General features: G+C 39.6%; 2 protein-coding genes. One reads left to right on the top strand and one right to left on the bottom strand.

Translation table 11 applies throughout. The features are described from left to right. On the top strand, positions 1 to 668 hold a 668-nt coding region (locus VN429_RS00895), incomplete at its 5' end, for a PAS domain-containing protein (protein WP_325628784.1). A gap of 164 nt (positions 669 to 832) precedes the next feature. Here VN429_RS00895 and VN429_RS00890 read toward each other — a convergent pair. Continuing rightward, positions 833 to 2724, bottom strand: a 1892-nt coding sequence (locus VN429_RS00890) for a HAMP domain-containing methyl-accepting chemotaxis protein (protein ID WP_325628782.1), incomplete at its 5' end; no start/stop codon positions are given.

The raw sequence follows: 2724 nt of genomic DNA, 5'->3' as shown, positions 1-2724 counted from the left end.
CTCCAGGTACCCTGGATAACTTCAAAGAGTTATTCCTTGCTCTGAATAATGGTTCAGAATATATGCAATTTTCATCAGAAATCGTTGATACAACCGGGAAAACCTGGTATTTTTTAAATTATGTCTCCGTTGCATCACTGGATCACGATCTTTCACGAGTATATATTTCATATCTGGATATCACGAAGCAGAAAAAGGATCATCTCCAGGTTCTCAAAACAAATAAAGAACTCATTGATGTCAGTGAAGAGATAATTGCAAGTGATCGTGAGATAAAGGAATTCATAAAAAAACAACAGGCCAGCTTAAAAAAAAATAGAGCCATTCATTCCCTATTCTCTGATATTCTCCAGGCAACCAACCTTCCCATCATTATCTGGGATTCTTCCATGACAATCGTCTGGACAAGTGTGGCATTGCAATATCTCTGCGGTTATCAGGAAATACCCATAATTGGAAAGCCAATCTGGATACTGTTCCCTAAATCCATCCAGACTCACCAGATGGAACTGATATCACACGCTCCTGCTCAAGAAAAGGCTGAACTGGTAATCACCCTGATGGATACATCAGGAAGAGATAAAAAAATACTCTGGAAATGTATTAATAAAATAGCGATGCCAGATTCCACTGAAATTTCTGGAGCAATCCTGAAGGAAGTTTCCTGATATCAACACAGCTCGATACATAATCTTCACTTACACGATAAGGTCGGAATCTGTGTTACTACAAAACAAGAGAACACTAAAAACCCCAAGGATGCCTCCTTGGGGGGCCCAAGCAAGAACAATGAAAAGGACTTTATCACGCTAAATGAACCCTGTTGGGAAAATCAGGCATTGAGCCTGGACATGGATTCATTTATCCGGGTGGCAATAACAGATAGGTTACGTACCACCGTGGACACCTGATAAATACCAGAAGATGATCTCTCTGATGCTGAAACAACCCCTTTTGCATCGGTAACCATCTCTCTTGACAAACTATCTACTTCAGTAATACTAGCGGCTATCTTCTGAACTGTATTTGTTCCCTCTTCAGTTAATCCTGCAATTTCTGTCACTTGGTCTGAAATTTTCCTGACCTGTCCTGCAATACTATGGAAATTATTGATTGAATCTGTGATGGCTTTTGAGCCTTTTCCAACTTCAGAAGTTGCCAGATTCATGGCATTTGCAGCATGTTCAGACTGCTTTTGAAATGAAGATATTATGGCAGCAATATTTTCAGATGAATTTTGAGACTGCTGAGCAAGTATTTTGACCTCATTTGCGACCACAGCAAACCCTTTACCGGCGTCTCCTGCACGGGCAGCCTCAATTGCCGCATTTAATGCAAGAAGATTTGTTTGGTCTGCAATATCACTGATTATTTCAACGATATTCCCTATCTCATTCATTTGCTGCTTTATTTCATTGATGATGTTATCAACATCACTCACTGCATTATGAATACCTTTGATCCCGTCTTCAGCAATAGCTACCTGGACGATTCCATTGGACGAGATGGCATTCGCTTCCTGGCTTAACCCGTTTACCATATCAACTTTAGATGCTATCGTTGAGACTGATGATGCCAGTTCATCCATGGCACTCATTACATGTTCTACAGAATCAAGATTCGTTTGAGCATTCATCCGTACTGATGCTGAACTCTGCATAACTGATGTAAATTCTGTTGTCACCTGATCAACATGGTCTGTAACTTCCTGGGAAGATGCACTCAATGTATTGATTTCATGTGTTACATCCCTGATTGCAGCTCCCAGTTCTGTCCCAACATGAATACCAATCTGGTTTATCTTTTCTTTGAGTAACAGGAAATCTCCCTCTACTTTAAGGGATTCATCAAATCTCGCGCTAAAATCTACATGTGCATATCGTTCTGCAACCCGCAATGTCTCATTGACCGGTATGGTAACAGCATCAAGCAAATCATTTACATTTTCAACAATTACAAGAAATTCCCCATCAAAATTCGCGGTCTGTATCTTTGTATCCAGAATCCCGCGTTTAATGTCATGAGCTGTTTTCATAATCGCCGCATTGGTTTGCTTTGATCTCTCTATATTTCGTTTTATTTCATTATTATCCGCTTCAATTCGTTCTGCCATGTTGTTAAACGATCTCCCTATCTGGGAAATTTCATCATTCCCGATGATATTAATCCGGTAGGAGAGGTTTCCTTCACCAATCTCTTTCATACCCTGGAAAAGAGTATTGCATCTTCGTGTGAGATTGCGGATAATAAGCCAGGAGATAAACAGGAGAAGAATTGAACAGATGATAGTTATGATGATTGTTGTTACTATTAGTGATTCATATATGGAATGACTGTCATTGTAACTTTTATATGCGCTCTGATTATTGAGTTCAATCAATTCCTGAAGTTTTCCATAGGTTTTCAGCCGTGGTGGAATTGCTACCTGGGCATACTTCGTATTCGCTTCATCATCTTTCCCTTCAAGGCGAAGTTGGTTTATCTGAGAAGCTGCAGAAAAGTATTCTGATGAGGATTGCTTAAGATCATTGAAGACTTGTTCCTCATCACCGGTTATTTTTACAGATTTATAATCGCCCAAAAGTTTCTGGTATGAGACAACCTTTGGATCAACCTGATTAGCAACTATTTCCTTCTTTTTGGTCAGGTTAGGTTCCAACGCCATTTGATATGCAGCAATCGCATATGAAAGCATTTCAGAATAGGTATTGAGTGCAATTGTTG

Source organism: Methanospirillum sp. (genome assembly GCF_035560735.1).
GTDB lineage: Archaea > Halobacteriota > Methanomicrobia > Methanomicrobiales > Methanospirillaceae > Methanospirillum.
This window is presented reverse-complemented; position numbering and strand designations above follow the sequence as displayed.